The sequence below is a fragment of the Klebsiella quasipneumoniae subsp. quasipneumoniae genome (assembly GCF_020525925.1).
GTDB lineage: Bacteria > Pseudomonadota > Gammaproteobacteria > Enterobacterales > Enterobacteriaceae > Klebsiella > Klebsiella quasipneumoniae.
The window spans coordinates 1,682,232-1,699,274 of sequence record NZ_CP084876.1 but is presented as its reverse complement, the minus strand read 5'-3'; the positions used below and the strand labels follow the sequence as shown (position 1 = coordinate 1,699,274).

General features: G+C 61.7%; 12 protein-coding genes. 8 read left to right on the top strand and 4 right to left on the bottom strand.

Annotated features, from left to right (window positions below):
• Nucleotides 1-17: 17 nt before the first annotated feature.
• The 3 genes from dcd to alkA form a co-directional block, all read right to left on the bottom strand.
• Nucleotides 18-599, bottom strand: a complete 582-nt coding sequence (dcd, locus tag LGM20_RS08255) for a dCTP deaminase (protein WP_004151145.1) — start codon at nt 597-599, stop codon at nt 18-20.
• A gap of 90 nt (nt 600-689) precedes the next feature.
• On the bottom strand, nt 690-1,331 hold the full coding sequence (gene udk / locus LGM20_RS08250; RefSeq protein ID WP_002912442.1) for a uridine kinase: 642 nt from the start codon (nt 1,329-1,331) through the stop codon (nt 690-692).
• A 114-nt stretch (nt 1,332-1,445) separates the two neighbouring features.
• Nucleotides 1,446-2,294, bottom strand: coding sequence for a DNA-3-methyladenine glycosylase 2 (alkA, locus tag LGM20_RS08245; RefSeq protein WP_044524160.1), 849 nt, complete (start codon nt 2,292-2,294; stop codon nt 1,446-1,448).
• Between the two features lie 137 nt (nt 2,295-2,431).
• On the opposite strand from alkA, the gene yegD reads away from it, so the two are divergent.
• The 5 genes from yegD to LGM20_RS08220 all read left to right on the top strand — a co-directional run bounded on the left by yegD (nt 2,432) and on the right by LGM20_RS08220 (nt 7,755).
• Nucleotides 2,432-3,784, top strand: a complete 1,353-nt coding sequence (gene yegD, locus LGM20_RS08240; protein WP_023290387.1) for a molecular chaperone — start codon at nt 2,432-2,434, stop codon at nt 3,782-3,784.
• Nucleotides 3,785-4,073: 289 nt separating this feature from the next.
• Nucleotides 4,074-5,930 carry a sensor histidine kinase gene (locus LGM20_RS08235; protein WP_044524161.1) on the top strand — a complete coding sequence of 619 codons (1,857 nt, stop codon included), beginning with the start codon at nt 4,074-4,076 and terminating at the stop codon, nt 5,928-5,930.
• A 14-nt stretch (nt 5,931-5,944) separates the two neighbouring features.
• Nucleotides 5,945-6,649, top strand: coding sequence for a response regulator transcription factor (locus LGM20_RS08230; RefSeq protein WP_044524164.1), 705 nt, complete (start codon nt 5,945-5,947; stop codon nt 6,647-6,649).
• 237 nt (nt 6,650-6,886) lie between these two features.
• Nucleotides 6,887-7,027, top strand: a complete 141-nt coding sequence (locus tag LGM20_RS08225; RefSeq protein ID WP_004146563.1) for a small membrane protein — start codon at nt 6,887-6,889, stop codon at nt 7,025-7,027.
• A gap of 116 nt (nt 7,028-7,143) precedes the next feature.
• Entirely contained in the window at nt 7,144-7,755 is a 612-nt protein-coding gene (locus LGM20_RS08220; RefSeq protein ID WP_023290390.1) for a helix-turn-helix transcriptional regulator, read from the top strand.
• 274 nt (nt 7,756-8,029) lie between these two features.
• On the opposite strand, the gene LGM20_RS08215 is transcribed toward LGM20_RS08220, so the two are convergent.
• Nucleotides 8,030-9,262 (bottom strand): dicarboxylate/amino acid:cation symporter, encoded by a 1,233-nt coding sequence (locus LGM20_RS08215; RefSeq protein ID WP_194244631.1) that lies wholly within the window; start codon nt 9,260-9,262, stop codon nt 8,030-8,032.
• A 342-nt stretch (nt 9,263-9,604) separates the two neighbouring features.
• On the opposite strand from LGM20_RS08215, the gene LGM20_RS08210 reads away from it, so the two are divergent.
• Genes LGM20_RS08210 through mdtC form a run of 3 tightly spaced genes read left to right on the top strand, consistent with a single transcriptional unit; the run spans nt 9,605 to nt 17,043 of the window.
• A complete protein-coding gene (locus tag LGM20_RS08210) occupies nt 9,605-10,843 on the top strand; it encodes an MdtA/MuxA family multidrug efflux RND transporter periplasmic adaptor subunit (RefSeq protein ID WP_023290392.1) in 1,239 nt (412 codons plus the stop codon).
• On the top strand, nt 10,843-13,965 hold the full coding sequence (locus tag LGM20_RS08205; RefSeq protein ID WP_044524167.1) for an MdtB/MuxB family multidrug efflux RND transporter permease subunit: 3,123 nt from the start codon (nt 10,843-10,845) through the stop codon (nt 13,963-13,965). Before LGM20_RS08210 ends, LGM20_RS08205 begins: the two co-directional genes overlap by 1 nt.
• Nucleotides 13,966-17,043, top strand: a complete 3,078-nt coding sequence (mdtC, locus tag LGM20_RS08200; RefSeq protein WP_044524169.1) for a multidrug efflux RND transporter permease subunit MdtC — start codon at nt 13,966-13,968, stop codon at nt 17,041-17,043.

Sequence of the window (17,043 nt, the reverse complement as noted above, 5' to 3'; positions counted from 1 at the left end):
ACACCCCGTTGACGTTATCAATCCTTGTCGATTCGGCTCGCCACCGCGCCCTGCTGGTCGCGATATTTGGCGTCTTCACGGCGGTTATACGGTCGGGCCGCCGGGCCCGATAATGGTTCAAAGCTCAGCGCGCCGATGGGCATCCCCGGCCGCAGCGCCAGCGGCAGCTTGCCGGAGTTGTAGAATTCCAGCACGATGCAGCCGGACCAGCCCGGGTCGATGCGGTGCGCGGTCACATGCACCATCAGCCCCAGGCGCGCCAGCGAGGAGCGCCCGTCAAGCCAGCCCACCAGGTCGGCAGGCAGGGTGACCGACTCATAGGTCACCGCCAGCGCCAGTTCGCCCGGATGCAGGAAAAAGGCCTCCCCTTCCGGCAGAACGATCTCTTCGCTCATCACGCGGTCCAGCGCGGCGCTCACCTCGGCCTTCGGGCCGCTTAAATCGATAAACGGCGCCGTGTGGCCGCGGAAGGTGCGGAATTTATTACCCAGCCGTACATCAACCGTCGCGCCATTAATACGCTCAACGGGCGGGCGCGGATTGATGGCCAGTCGCCCTTCATCCAACCAGGCTTCGATATCTCGGTCACACAGACGCATGGGCTTTCTCCTTATAAGGCTGTTTCCCGCACGCTTCGCGGCGGAGAGGGCAACAGGGCTACTCTTTGCACGTTACACAATTCGGCCAGGTTATTCAAAGAACTGACTGATTTTGGCCTTCAGAATATCAATCGCGATGCGGTTTTTGCCGCCGCGCGGCACGATGATGTCGGCATACTGCTTCGACGGCTCAATAAACTGCAGGAACATCGGACGCACGGTCTTCTGATACTGGGCCATCACCGAGTCCATGGAGCGGCCGCGCTCGTTAACGTCGCGCTTAATGCGGCGCATCAGGCAAATATCGAGCGGGGTGTCGACGAAAATAGAGAAGTTGAGCTCGTTACGCAGGCGCGCATCGGTCAGCAGCAGGATCCCTTCAAGAATAATCACCTTCTTCGGCTCGACGTGAATGGTGTTCGGCGTGCGGGTATGCTCGACGTAGCTGTAGACCGGCAGTTCAATCGGCTGGCCGCTTTTCAGCATCTGCAGGTGCTGGAACAACAGACTGTGGTCCATTGAGCTCGGGTGGTCATAGTTAGTTTTGACGCGCTCTTCCATCGACAGATGACTTTGATCTTTGTAATAGCTGTCTTCCGGAATGACGCCAATATGTTCGTCGCCAACTTGTTCACGCAATTCGCGATAGAGAGTACTGGCAATAAGACTTTTGCCAGAAGCCGATGCGCCGGCGATGCCTACAATGACGCACTGATGGGACATATCAGTCATAAATTTTTGCGACCTGATTAACCTGGATAGAGATGGAGGGTGGCGGCGGACCGCCAAACGCGGCAATTATAGGGATTTCAGCGCCCCGATACCAGTGGTATGCGCCCCGGACGGCTATTCCGCCGCCGGCGCCCAGTCATCGGTATACCAGATATGCAACAGCGCATAAGATCGCATCGGCTGCCAGCGGCGAGCATAGCGGGCGATGGCGGCCGGGGTCATTCCCGGAAAGCGCTGTTTAATCAGGTAGTCGTCCGGCAAAAAGATATCCTTCGCCTGCCAGCCGCGCAGGGCAAAATAACTGGCCGTCCAGCGGCCAATCCCGGGCAAAGTCTGCAATTGACGCAGCCCGGCGTCGATATCCGCCGGCGCGGTCAGGGGCAGCTCGCCGCTGAGCGCCGCCCGGGCGAGGTGGATCAGCGCCTCCGCGCGGCGAAGCGGCATCCCCAGCGCCTTCAGCGCCTGCGGATCGGCCCGGGAAAGCGCCTCCGGCGTGGGGAATAAAACATAGCCGGGGGCATCCGCCAGCGGTTCGCCCCAGCCGGCCGCCACTTTGGCGGTGAGCCGGGCGGCCATCGCCACGCTCACCAGCTGGCCGAGCACCGCACGCACCGCCTGTTCGAAAGCGTCCAGCGCCCCGGGCAGGCGCAGCCCCGGCCGCGCCTGCGCCAGATCGCCCAGCGTGCGAGCGACCTGCTGCGGGTCGCAGGCCAGATCAAACAGCTGGCCAATTCGCGCATAGCAGATCTCCGCCACCGGCTGCAGCCCCGTGGAGAGCGTCACCCGCAGGCCCTGCGCCTCCTCGTCCGGCGCCAGATGAATCAGCCCGCCGTGGCCTGCTACGCGAAAGCTGCGGCTGTAGCCTCCGTCATGAAAACGCTCGACGCCGGCGACTGCGCGCGCCTGCAGAAAACCAACCATCCACCCCCAGTCGTAGGGCGGGGTCCAGGGTAACAGCACCATAAGCTCTCCTTTATATAGCGTTTCAATGATAGTCGCCCTTCACCGTCAGCGCCTTGCTTTTAAATTCCGGTTGTCGGCATGACGGCGATCCGCTAAAGTCGCCCCCCTTCTTCACCGGCATGGGGATTTTGCAGACGATGTTTATTGGTTTTGACTACGGCACCGCCAACTGTTCGGTGGCCGTGATGCGGGAAAACAAGCCCCAGCTGTTGACGCTGGAAAACGGCAGCGCGCTGCTGCCCTCCATGCTCTGCGCGCCGACGCGCGAAGCGGTCAGCGAGTGGCTCTATCGCCATCACGAGGTGCCGACCCACAGCGACGAAAACCAGGCGCTGCTGCGCCGGGCCATCGCCGCCAACCGCGACGAAGACATTGAGGTGCTGCGCAACAGCGTGCAGTTCGGCCTCGCCTCCCTGCATCAGTATGTTGAAGATCCAGAAGAGGTCTACTTCGTCAAATCGCCAAAGTCCTTCCTCGGCGCCAGCGGCCTCAAGCCGCAGCAGGTGGCCCTGTTTGAAGACCTGGTCTGCGCCATGATGTTGCACATCAAGCTGCAGGCGGAAAGCCAGCTGCCCGAGCAGATCGACCAGGCGGTGATAGGCCGGCCGATCAACTTCCAGGGCCTCGGCGGCGACGAAGCCAACGCCCAGGCGCAGGGGATCCTTGAGCGGGCCGCCCTTCGCGCCGGTTTCCGCGATGTGGTCTTCCAGTTTGAACCGGTGGCCGCCGGGCTGGATTTCGAAGCCACCCTCAGTGAAGAGAAGCGGGTGCTGGTCGTCGATATCGGCGGCGGGACCACCGACTGCTCCCTGCTGCTGATGGGCCCGCAGTGGCGGGAGCGCGCCGACCGCCAGCAGAGCCTGCTCGGCCACAGCGGCTGCCGCATCGGCGGTAACGACCTCGATATTGCCCTGGCCTTCAAATGCCTGATGCCCCTGCTCGGCATGGGCGGCGAAACGGAGAAAGGCACCGCGCTGCCGATCCTCCCGTGGTGGAACGCGGTGGCGATCAACGACGTCCCGGCGCAGAGCGACTTCTACAGCACCGCCAACGGCCGGCTGCTGAATGACCTGCTGCGCAGCGCCCGGGATGCCGATAAAGTGGCCCTGCTGCTGAAGGTCTGGCGTCAGCGCCTGAGCTATCGCCTGGTGCGCAGCGCCGAAGAGAGCAAAATCGCCCTCTCCAGCGCGGACAGCGTCGAGACCGCGCTGCCGTTTATTCAGGACGAGCTGGCCACCGCCATCGCCCGGCAGGGGCTGGAAGCGGCGCTGGATCAGCCGCTGAGCCGCATTATGGAACAGGTGCAGCTTGCCCTCGACAGCAGCCAGACCACCCCGGACGTGATCTATCTGACCGGCGGTAGCGCCCGCTCACCGCTGATCAAAAAGGCGCTGGCGGCCAAGCTCCCGGGTATTCCGCTGGCCGGTGGCGATGATTTTGGCTCAGTAACCGCCGGGCTGGCCCGCTGGGCGCAGGTGGTTTTCCGCTAGCCCTTGCCCGGCGCTGCCGCGCAGCAGGTCTGTCCTGATCGCGGCGCTGCAGATTACGCTGGAATATTCCTGGTCTCCCACGCAAAATGGCCTGTTCATCCGGACAGGCCTGTCCACTTTCCTCCGCTTCCGGGGGCGTATTATCCATACCGTAGCCAGTCGTCTGCGGTCAGTAATCTTTGCATGCCGCAAGGGGGCGTGATTGAAAAGGGTGTCTGCGATCTTCGCAGCGGTCCGGCGTTGCCGGCCGCGGTTCCTGGCTGGCTGTCTGGTCAGCTGCGGATTGCTCTTGCTGCTGATCGCCCCGCAGGCGCAGTCGGCGCCCCGACAACTGGGAACGGATATCCCCGTCGAATGGTACGCGGACGACAGCGGCCAGATGACCATCGATCGCTTTGCCGACCTGCCCGTGGACCAGCTCGCCACCACCCGGCAAATCCCCTCCTTCGGCTATTCACGCAAAACCCTGTGGCTGCGCAGCGAGCTGCCGGGGGAATGGTTTGCCGGCGAGTCGCGCTGGCTGCAGATTGGTCCCTCTTTCGTCGACCACCTGACTCTCTATTACCGGCCACTGGGCAGCGACGCGCCGTGGACCGCGCGGACCTTTGGCGACCGTGACATCGCCCGGGAGAGCGATCTCCACTATCGGGAAAGCGTGCTGATCCTCCCTCCGCCGCCCACCGCCGCCGGCTATGAGATGGTCTTTCGCCTGCAAAGCACCAGCACCCTGATCCTGCTGGCCTCCCTCTCTTCTCCGCAGGCCTATCTGCAGCGGGCCACCGCCGACACCGCCTTCTGGAGCTTCTATTTTGGCCTGGCGGCGGTCGCCAGCGGCGTGGCGCTGTGGCTGGCCCTGGCCCTGCGCCGGCGTCTGCTGTGGGGCATCTGCTTCTTCTCGCTCAATTATCCGCTGGTGGCCGCCCTGCACGGCTTCCCGGAGTGGTTCTTCGGCCGCGCCGCGCTGCCCTTCCAGGACTTTATGATCAGCAGCCTCTCCCTGTTCAGCTATGCCACCGCCCTGTGGCTGCACAGCGAGATATTTGATTTGAAGAAAAATATGCCGCGGCTTTACCGGCTGCTGATCGCCGCCGTGGCGCTCAACCTGCTGCTGCAGGTCAGCATTCCGCTGGGGTTTTACGGCCTCGCCATGCAGATTGAAGGGGTGATCTTTATCATTATCACTCCGGTGCTGCTGTTCACCTCCTGGTGGCTGTGGCGCAAAAAAGCTATCGACCGCAACACCCTCCTGCTGGGGCTCCTGCCGCCGTTCTATGTCGCCGCCGCGGTGCTGGTGCAGCTGTCGATCCACGGTATTATCCCGTTTCATATGGCGATCTATTCCCTCTGGCAGTATGCGCTGATCGTCCACATCATTACGGTGCTGATCATTGCCATCCTGCGGGTGCGGGCTGAAAACCGTCAGCTGGAGCAGAAGCAGCGCCTGGCGCGCGAGCTGCAGATCGAGCGCGAGGCCAGCTTCCACCAGCGGCAGTTTATGGGCATGGTGGCGCATGAATTCCGCACCCCGCTGGCGGTGATCCAGGCGGCGCTGGAGAATCTCCGCCTCTCGGCGGCCTCCGCCAGCCAGGAGGCGCGCTTCGATCGCATCGGCCGCGCCACCACCCGTCTGGTGCAGCTCACCGATAACTGCCTCGCCGACGCCCGCCTCGCCTCCCACGATCTGCACGTCGACCGCCAGCAGACCGCCCTGCTGGCGGTGATCAACATGGCCGCCTCGGTGGTGGCCATCTCCCATGATCACTACCTGAACATCCACCATCACGGCGCGGTGGAAAGCCCCCAGCTGCAGGCCGATGCCGGCCTGCTGTGCATCGCCATCGCCAACCTGCTGGATAACGCGGTCAAGTATTCGCCCCCGGGCGAAATCACCATCGATATTCACGCCGATGCCGGGCAAACAGAGCTGCGCATTCGCGACTACGGTCCTGGGCTCCCCGCCGGACAGGCGGAACTGATCTTTGAGCGCTATCGCCGCGGGGAACATACGTCGCCGGTGCCGGGCGGCACCGGTCTCGGACTGTATGTTGCGCGTCAGATCGTGCAGGCTCATGATGGCAAACTGTGGCTGGCCGAGCATGGCCCGGACGGCTGCACCTTTATTCTCACCCTCCCCACGGTTGCTTAAGAGGAGAACGACGCATGGCTTTACGGCTGGCGATAATTGAAGATAACCCCGATCTGCTGGATGAACTGCTGGCCTGGTTGGGCTATCGCGGCTTCGAGGTATGGGGGACGCGGAGCGCTGAGGCCTTCTGGCGGCAACTGCACAGCCATCCGGTGGACATCGTGCTGATTGATATCGGTCTGCCCGGCGAGGATGGCTTCAGCGTGCTGAGCTACCTGCATGAGCTGGGCCACTACGGTCTGGTGGTGGTCAGCGCCCGCGGCCAGCAGCAGGATAAACTGCAGGCGCTGAGCCTCGGGGCGGATGCTTACCTGATCAAGCCGGTTAACTTCGCCCACCTCGCGGAGACCCTGACCGCCCTCGGCGCCCGCCTGCGGCAGGATCGCCCGGCGGCCTCCCCGCCGCCGGAGACGGCCAGCGCCGTCTCTCCCCCCGCCACCGGGCTCTGGCGTCTGCACGAAGATAAACTGATCTCACCCGACGCCCGGACGCTGGAGTTAACCCAGCAGGAATATCGCCTGGTGGAACTCTTAATGCGCAATCGCAACGAAGTGTGCAGCAAGCTGGATCTCCATGCCTGCCTGTTCGCCCATGAAAGCGAGCCTGACCTGCACCGCATCGACGTGGTGGTTAGCCGCCTGCGCCACAAGGCTCGCCAGCAGGGGATCCACCTGCCCGTACGCGCCATCTTTGGTAAGGGGCTGGCCTTTATCTCCTGATAGACGGGGTATGTCGGCGGCCGTGCTGGATATGAATGACTCGCAAGTGTTAATTTTTCTCATTTTCTGAGAGAAATGAGAGGAATGAGACTGACGATGACCTTAAGAACTTTCTTATAGTGCTACTACATAAGGATGATGTCGTATGATTTTCATTGGACAGAAAAGCATATAACAAAACGTATTAGCCGTTCGCGGCAAATTCTGACACCATGCAACACAAACAAGGTATAAACAATGGCCATGCAAACGTGGTTAGTTTTATTGCTATGCATTTTTTTCTTTAGCATCTCTGTATACAGTTTTATTTCCTATCTGAAAGACAGGAGACGGCAGAAATTTACCTTCAACGATAAGCGTTCAATGCGTCGTAAATAATTCACTGTAGAATAATAAAAACATATTGTAGGCACTTTAATACAGTCAACACACCGCATACGCCCGGAGGATGTGTCACAGCATGGCGTTATGTTTTTGCGTAAGGAAATAACGCCATGAGAAACATTAATGTCACCATCAATACCCGTAACACCTTTGTCCGTGAATCGCTGGTCGCCATGGTCAATGACCTCACCCGGGGCGATCAGCGGGCACGCTTTTCCTGGCGGAATAATGACCTGTCAGGGGAAGACATCATCATTTGCGAAGTGATCCCCGGCGAAATCTACCTGTGCAATACGCTGATTAAAAACAGGAAAAAAGGCAGTTCGCTGATTATCCTCCACAGCTACGACCAGCTGCCGGAAGAGGATTTCATGATTAACTGCCTGAAAGGGGTCATTTTTGTCTCGCTCAAGACGGCCAGTATTCCGCAACTGCTGACGATTATTAAAAGCGAGCTCCAGCATTGTATGGCGCCTTCGGCCACCGACGACGCGGGCCGGGAGCTCAGCTGCGCCAGCTGCCCCCATCGCGTGCTGTCGCGATCCCAGACCGCCGTGGTGCACGGTATTCTCGAAGGTCTCGATATGAGTAAAATCGCCGCCCTGCAGCGCGTCAGCCCCCGCACCGCCGCTTATCATAAGAATAAGATAATGGAAAAATACAGCCTGAATAATAACCACGACTTTTTCCAGTTTATGAATCTGTTACGTGAGCGCTGGTAGGCAAATAGCGTGCAGAAGAAAATAAGATTTTCACCTGGCTATATTGTCGGAAATCTGAAAATAGCCGCTGAATGCTAAAAAAGCGCCAGCGCTGCCAGACATAACGTTAAACTCTGACGCTTCCTCGGTATAAAGACGTTACCGCGCGCCTTTATATAAGAAAAAAGACTATTTACGAGGAAAACTGATACTTCGTCACATTGCCCCTGACGTGCCTGTCAGGGGTCTTTTTTTCCATGTGGAATGGCGCCCTCTGCGCGAGGGCGCGGCAGGATCAGGCTTCCACTTTCTCCGCTTCCCAGTCCGGCTGCGCTTCCTCGTCGGTGAGCAGACCTTCGTTTTTCGACAGCATGGCGGTGGCGATGCCGTTGCCCAGCACGTTGATGGCGGAGCGCCCCATATCGAGGAAGTGGTCGATGCCCATCAGCAGCAGGATCCCGGCAACCGGAATATGGAAGCTGGGAATGGTGGCCGCCAGCACCACCAGCGCCGAGCGCGGCACCCCGGCGATGCCTTTTGAGGCCAGCATCAGGGTCAGCATCATGACCGTCATCTCGCTGAAGCTCAGCGACACGTTATAGGCCTGAGCGATAAACATCGCGGCGAAGGAGCAGTAAACCATCGAGCCGACGAGGTTAAATGAGTAACCAATCGGCAGGACGAACGAGACGATATTTCGCGAACAGCCAAACTTCACCAGCCGCTCGAGGGTCTTCGGATAGGCCGCTTCCGAGCTGCTGGTGGTAAAAGCCACCAGCACCGGATCTTTAAGCATGTTCAGCAGGCGGAAGACCTCTTTCTTGAGCACCATATAGCCGACGGCAATCAGCACCGCGCTGGTCAGCAGCACCGCCAGGTAATAACCGCCAATGAACGACGCGTAGTTGAGCAAAATTCCCAGCCCCTGCGAGGCAATCACCGACGAGATGGCGGCGAAGATGGCCAGCGGCGCAACGTACATCACATAGCCCGTCACCTTCAGCATAATGTGCGACACCACGTTAAGGGCCGCCACCAGCGGCGCATTAAACTTCTCCCCCAGCGACGCGCCGGCGATGCCAAAGAACATCGAGAACACCACGATCTGCAGGATCTCGTTGTTGGCCATCGCCTCGGTGATGCTGGTGGGAATGGTATGCGACAGGAACCCTTTCAGGGTCATGCCGCTGACCGCCAGGCCGGTATCCACCGCCTCTTTCGGCACCGTCAGGTTTAGCCCGGCGCCCGGGTGCTGGAAGGTGACGATCACCAGCCCGACGAGAATGGACAATACCGACGAGGTGATAAACCACACCATCGCCTTACCGCCCACCCGGCCAATGGTCGCCGTCTCGCCGAGGCGCATAATACCGACCGTCAGGGTGCTGAACACCAACGGCGCGATGACCATTTTGATTAAGCGCAGAAACAGATCGGTCAGCAGCGTGATGTTGTCTGCCCATGCGGAGATGGTGGTCGGCGTCGCGTAGGCATGGATAGCCGCGCCGGAGAGGATCCCCATCAGCATAAAAATGACGATGAAGAGCGTGAGTTTGTTTGCGTTTGCCACAGCAATGACCCCTGATTATTCAACACGTTGATTTTTAAGTGCATATTTTATTATTATGGAAATGCACTGATTTATTCACCGCATAAATCTAATTAAAGCCCTTGCGGATACAACTATTTTTTACTTTTTTAAACTAAAAGTTGATATCACCCCGGAAATCGGCGGCGAGACCGCCCGCCATCGCCGCCGTTATCCAGACATTTCTCAACCTTCTTTTCATAATTCCTCCATTTTTACGGCCCCTTCCCTCACTAAACTAGTATCATTCAGCGAAACGCTTCAGGATGAGACCGTAAACTAATGAAAGGCAGTAACATACGTCGTTGGGGCGCCGCGCTGGCGGTAGTGATTATCGCCGGGACCGCCTACTGGTTCTGGCACGATCGTGGAACGAGCGGCAGCGGGACGCCCGCCGCCGGGCAGGGTCCGCAGGGGCCAGGCGGCGCGCGCCATGGTCGCTTTGGCGGCGCGCTGGCGCCGGTGCAAGCCGCCACCGCGACCGAACAAGCGGTGCCGCGCTATCTTACCGGGCTGGGTACCGTGACGGCGGCCAATACCGTCACCGTCCGCAGCCGGGTCGACGGCCAGCTGCTGAGCCTTCACTTCCAGGAGGGGCAGCAGGTCAAAGCCGGCGATCTGCTGGCGCAGATCGACCCCAGCCAGTTTAAGGTGGCCCTTGCCCAGGCGCAGGGTCAGCTGGCGAAAGATAACGCCACCCTGGCCAACGCCCGCCGCGATCTGGCCCGTTACCAGCAGCTGGTGAAAACCAACCTCGTCTCCCGCCAGGAGCTCGACACCCAGCAGTCGCTGGTGGTGGAATCCGCCGGCACCGTGAAGGCCGATGAAGCGGCCGTCGCCAGCGCCCAGCTGCAGCTCGACTGGACGCGCATCACCGCGCCGATTGACGGCCGCGTCGGCTTAAAGCAGGTGGATATCGGCAACCAGATTTCCAGCGGGGATACCACCGGGATTGTGGTTCTCACCCAGACGCACCCGATCGACGTGGTCTTTACCCTGCCGGAAAGCACCATCGCCACGGTGGTGCAGGCGCAGAAAGCGGGCAAAGCGCTCAGCGTCGAAGCCTGGGACCGCACCAATAAGCAGAAAATCAGCGTCGGGGAGCTGCTGAGCCTCGACAACCAGATCGATGCGACCACCGGGACCATCAAGCTGAAGGCGCGCTTTAGCAATCTGGACGACGCCCTGTTCCCCAACCAGTTCGTTAACGCCCGCCTGCTGGTGGATACCCAGCAGAACGCGGTGGTGATCCCTGCCGCCGCCCTGCAGATGGGCAACGAAGGGCATTTTGTATGGGTGCTGAACGATGAGAATAAGGTCAGCAAACACAGCGTCACCCCGGGGATTCAGGACAGCCAGAAAGTGGTGATCAGCGCCGGGCTTTCCGCCGGGGATCGCGTGGTCACCGACGGTATTGACCGCCTGACCGAAGGGGCGAAAGTGGAAGTTGTCACCGCCAGCAGCGGCGAGCAGGCGCAGCCCGCCCCGCGCCAGAGCGGTAAACACGGAGCGCGTTCCTGATGCAGGTGTTACCCCCAGGCCGCACCGGCGGCCCGTCCCGGCTATTTATTATGCGTCCGGTGGCCACCACGCTGCTGATGGTGGCGATCCTGCTGGCCGGGATCATCGGCTACCGTTTTCTGCCGGTCTCCGCCCTGCCGGAGGTCGATTACCCGACCATCCAGGTGGTCACCCTCTATCCGGGCGCCAGCCCGGACGTGGTGACCTCCGCCATCACCGCCCCGCTGGAGCGCCAGTTCGGCCAGATGTCCGGCCTTAAGCAGATGTCCTCCCAAAGCTCCGGCGGCGCCTCGGTCGTCACGCTCCAGTTCCAGCTGACCCTGCCGCTGGACGTCGCCGAGCAGGAAGTGCAGGCGGCCATTAACGCCGCCACCAACCTGCTGCCGAGCGATCTGCCCAACCCGCCGGTCTACAGCAAGGTCAACCCGGCGGATCCGCCGATCATGACCCTCGCCGTCACCTCCTCGGCCATTCCGATGACCCAGGTGGAGGATATGGTGGAGACCCGGGTGGCGCAGAAGATTTCTCAGGTTTCCGGCGTCGGTCTGGTGACCCTCGCCGGCGGCCAACGCCCGGCGGTGCGGGTCAAGCTGAACGCCCAGGCCATCGCCGCCCTCGGCCTGACCAGCGAAACCGTGCGCACCGCCATCACCAGCGCCAACGTCAACTCGGCGAAAGGCAGCCTCGACGGCCCGGCCCGCGCGGTGACGCTTTCCGCTAACGATCAGATGCAGTCCGCTGAGGATTACCGCCGGCTGATTATCGCTTATCAGAACGGGGCGCCGATCCGCCTTGGCGACGTCGCCAGCGTCGAACAAGGCGCTGAGAACAGCTGGCTGGGGGCGTGGGCCAACCAGCAGCGGGCCATCGTCATGAACGTCCAGCGTCAGCCGGGGGCCAACATTATCGACACCGCCGACAGCATTCGCCAGATGCTGCCGCAGCTCACCGAGAGCCTGCCAAAATCGGTGAAGGTGCAGGTTCTTTCCGACCGGACCACCAATATTCGCGCCTCGGTGCGCGACACGCAGTTTGAGCTGATGCTGGCCATCGCCCTGGTGGTGATGATCATCTATCTGTTCCTGCGCAACGTCCCGGCGACCATTATTCCCGGCGTCGCGGTGCCGCTGTCGCTGGTGGGCACCTTCGCGGTGATGGTGTTCCTTGATTTCTCCATCAACAACCTGACGCTGATGGCCCTCACCATCGCCACCGGCTTTGTGGTGGATGACGCCATCGTGGTGATCGAGAACATCTCGCGCTATATCGAAAAAGGCGAGAAACCGCTGGCCGCCGCGCTGAAAGGCGCAGGGGAAATTGGTTTCACCATTATCTCCCTCACCTTCTCGCTGATCGCGGTGCTGATCCCGCTGCTGTTTATGGGCGATATCGTAGGCCGTCTGTTCCGCGAATTCGCTGTCACCCTTGCCGTCGCTATTCTTATCTCGGCGGTGGTCTCCCTGACCCTGACGCCGATGATGTGCGCCCGCATGTTAAGCCACGAATCGCTGCGCAAGCAGAACCGCTTCTCGCGGGCCAGCGAGCGCTTCTTCGACCGGGTGATCGCCGTCTATGGCCGCTGGCTGAGCCGGGTGCTGAACCATCCGTGGCTGACGCTCGGCGTCGCCCTGAGCACCCTGGCGCTGTCGATCCTCCTGTGGATCTTTATTCCCAAAGGCTTCTTCCCGATCCAGGATAACGGCATTATCCAGGGTACCCTCCAGGCGCCGCAGTCGATCTCCTTCGCCAGCATGGCCCAGCGCCAGCAGCAGGTTTCCGACATTATCCTCAAGGATCCGGCGGTGGAGAGCCTGACCTCGTTTGTCGGCGTCGACGGCACCAACCCGGCGCTGAACAGCGCCCGCCTGCAGATCAACCTCAAGCCGCTGGATGAACGCGACGACCGCGTTCAGACGGTGATTAGCCGTCTGCAGCAGGCGGTGGCCGGCGTCCCCGGCGTGGCGCTCTATCTGCAGCCGACCCAGGATCTGACCATCGACACCACGGTGAGCCGCACCCAGTACCAGTTCACTCTGCAGGCGAACTCCCTCGAGGCGCTGAGCACCTGGGTGCCGCCGCTGCTCAGCCGCCTGCAGGCTCAGCCGCAGCTGGCCGACGTCAGTAGCGACTGGCAGGACAAAGGCCTGGCCGCCTACATCAAGGTGGACCGGGACAGCGCCAGCCGCCTCGGCATCTCGATGGCGGACGTCGATAACGCGCTGTACAACGCCTTTGGCCAGCGGCTGATCTCCACCATTTACACCCAGGCGAATCAGTATCGCGTGGTGCTTGAGCAGGATACCGAAGCGACGCCGGGCCTGGCGGCGCTGGATAATATCCGCCTGACCAGCAGCGACGGCGGCATTGTGCCGCTGACCGCCATCGCCACGGTGGAGCAGCGCTTTACCCCGCTGTCGGTGAACCACCTCGATCAGTTCCCGGTGACCACCATCTCGTTTAACGTGCCGGACAACTATTCGCTCGGCGAAGCGGTGGAGGCGATCCTCGCCGCCGAACAGTCGCTGGATTTCCCGACCGATATCCGCACCCAGTTCCAGGGCAGCTCGCTGGCCTTCCAGTCGGCGCTCGGCAGCACCGTCTGGCTGGTCGTAGCCGCGGTAGTGGCGATGTATATCGTGCTGGGGGTGCTGTATGAGAGCTTTATCCATCCGATCACCATTCTCTCCACCCTGCCCACCGCCGGGGTCGGGGCGCTGCTGGCGCTGTGGCTGGCGGGCAGCGAGCTGGACGTGATCGCCATCATCGGCATTATTCTGCTGATCGGCATCGTGAAGAAGAACGCCATCATGATGATCGACTTCGCGCTGGCCGCCGAGCGCGAGCAGGGTATGCCGCCGCGGGAGGCGATCTATCAGGCCTGTCTGCTGCGTTTTCGCCCGATCCTGATGACCACCCTCGCCGCCCTGCTCGGCGCCCTGCCGCTGATGCTGAGCACCGGCGTCGGCGCCGAGCTGCGGCGTCCGCTGGGGATCGGCATGGTCGGCGGTCTGATGCTCAGCCAGGTGCTGACCCTGTTCACCACCCCGGTGATCTACCTGCTGTTCGACCGCCTGTCGCTGCATCTGAAGCGTCGCTTCCCGCGTCAGGAAGAGGAGGCGTAAGTGAAGTTTTTCGCCCTCTTCATTTACCGCCCGGTGGCGACGATCCTCATCTCGCTGGCCATCACCCTGTGCGGCATTCTCGGCTTCCGGCTGCTGCCGGTGGCCCCGCTGCCGCAGGTGGATTTCCCGGTGATCATGGTCAGCGCCTCGCTGCCGGGGGCCTCGCCGGAGACCATGGCCTCGTCGGTGGCCACCCCGCTGGAGCGCTCCCTGGGGCGGATTGCCGGGGTCAATGAGATGACCTCCTCCAGCTCGCTCGGCAGCACCCGCATCATTCTCGAGTTTAACTTCGACCGCGATATCAACGGCGCGGCGCGCGACGTCCAGGCGGCGATCAACGCCGCGCAAAGCCTGCTGCCGAGCGGGATGCCGAGCCGTCCGACCTACCGCAAAGCCAACCCGTCGGATGCGCCGATCATGATCCTGACGCTGACCTCGGATACCTACTCCCAGGGTGAGCTGTATGATTTCGCCTCCACCCAGCTGGCGCAGACCATCGCGCAGATCGACGGCGTCGGCGATGTCGACGTCGGCGGCAGCTCCCTGCCGGCGGTGCGCGTCGACCTCAACCCGCAGGCGCTGTTCAACCAGGGCGTGTCGCTGGACGCGGTGCGCACCGCCATCAGCGACGCTAACGTGCGCAAACCGCAGGGGGCGCTGGAGGACAGCGCCCACCGCTGGCAGGTGCAGACCAACGATGAGCTGAAGACCGCCGCCGACTATCAGCCGCTGATCGTCCACTACCAGAACGGCGCCGCGGTGCGGCTGGGGGATGTCGCCACCGTCTCGGATTCGGTGCAGGATGTGCGCAACGCCGGGATGACCAACGCCAAACCGGCGATCCTGCTGATGATCCGCAAACTGCCGGAAGCCAATATCATCCAGACGGTGGACAGCATCCGCGCCCGCCTGCCGGAGCTGCAGCAGACCATTCCGGCGGCCATCGATCTGCAGATCGCCCAGGACCGCTCGCCGACTATTCGCGCCTCGCTGGAGGAGGTGGAGCAGACGCTGGTGATCTCGGTGGCGCTGGTGATCCTGGTGGTTTTCCTCTTCCTGCGCTCCGGGCGCGCGACGCTGATCCCGGCCGTCGCCGTCCCGGTTTCCTTAATCGGTACCTTCGCCGCCATGTACCTGTGCGGCTTCAGCCTTAACAACCTGTCGCTGATGGCGCTGACCATTGCCACCGGCTTCGTGGTGGATGACGCCATCGTGGTGCTGGAGAATATCTCCCGCCATCTGGAGGCGGGGATGAAACCGCTGCAGGCGGCGCTGCAGGGGAGCCGCGAGGTCGGCTTTACCGTCCTGTCGATGAGCCTGTCGCTGGTGGCGGTGTTTTTGCCGCTGCTGCTGATGGGCGGCCTGCCCGGCCGCCTGCTGCGCGAGTTCGCCGTCACCCTGTCGGTGGCGATCGGCATCTCGCTGGCGGTCTCCCTCACCCTGACGCCGATGATGTGCGGCTGGCTGCTGAAAAGCGGCAAACCCCACCAGCCGACGCGCAACCGCGGCTTTGGCCGCCTGCTGGTGGCCATGCAGGGCGGCTATGGTAAGTCGTTAAAATGGGTGCTGAAGCACAGCCGCCTGACCGGCCTGGTGGTGCTGGGCACCATCGCCCTCAGCCTCTGGCTCTATATCTCGATCCCGAAAACCTTCTTCCCGGAGCAGGACACCGGAGTGCTGATGGGCGGCATTCAGGCCGACCAGAGCATCTCCTTTCAGGCGATGCGCGGCAAGCTGCAGGACTTTATGCAGATCATTCGCGAAGATCCGGCGGTGGATAACGTCACCGGGTTTACCGGCGGCTCGCGGGTCAACAGCGGGATGATGTTTATCACCCTCAAGCCGCGCGACCAGCGCCACGAGACGGCGCAGCAGGTGATCGACCGGCTGCGCAAAAAGCTGGCCAACGAGCCCGGGGCCAATCTGTTCCTGATGGCGGTGCAGGATATCCGCGTCGGCGGCCGGCAGTCGAACGCCAGCTATCAGTACACCCTGTTGTCCGATGACCTGTCGGCGCTGCGCGAATGGGAGCCGAAGATCCGCAAAGCGCTGGCGGCGCTGCCTGAGCTGGCGGACGTCAACTCGGATCAGCAGGACAATGGCGCCGAAATGGACCTCGTCTATGACCGGGATACCATGTCGCGCCTTGGCATCAGCGTTCAGGACGCCAACAACCTGCTGAACAACGCCTTCGGCCAGCGGCAGATCTCCACCATCTACCAGCCGCTGAACCAGTATAAAGTGGTGATGCAGGTCGACCCGGCCTATACCCAGGACGTCAGCGCCCTGGATAAGATGTTTGTCATCAACAGCGAGGGCAAGCCGATCCCGCTGGCCTACTTCGCCAAATGGCAGCCGGCCAACGCCCCGCTGTCGGTGAACCACCAGGGGCTGTCGGCGGCGTCCACTATCTCCTTTAACCTGCCCACCGGCCGCTCGCTGTCAGAAGCCAGCGAGGCGATTAACCGCGCGATGACCCAGCTCGGGGTGCCGTCCACCGTACGCGGCTCCTTTGCCGGTACCGCTCAGGTGTTCCAGCAGACCATGAACGCGCAGGTGATCCTGATCCTCGCGGCCATCGCCACGGTCTATATCGTGCTGGGGATGCTCTACGAGAGCTATGTGCATCCGTTGACCATCCTTTCGACGCTGCCCTCCGCCGGGGTGGGCGCGCTGCTGGCGCTGGAGATATTCGATGCCCCGTTCAGCCTCATCGCCCTTATCGGGATCATGTTATTAATTGGCATCGTGAAGAAAAACGCCATCATGATGGTTGATTTTGCCCTTGAGGCGCAGCGCACCGGCAACCTGACGCCGGAAGAGGCGATTTTCCAGGCCTGCCTGCTGCGTTTCCGGCCGATTATGATGACCACCCTCGCCGCGCTGTTCGGCGCCCTGCCGCTGGTGCTCTCCGGCGGCGACGGCTCCGAGCTGCGCCAGCCGCTGGGGATCACCATCGTCGGCGGTCTGGTGATGAGCCAGCTGTTAACGCTCTACACCACGCCGGTGGTCTATCTTTTCTTTGACCGTTTGCGGCTGCGTTTTTCGCGTCATTCCACTCAACCGGTAAGCGAATAA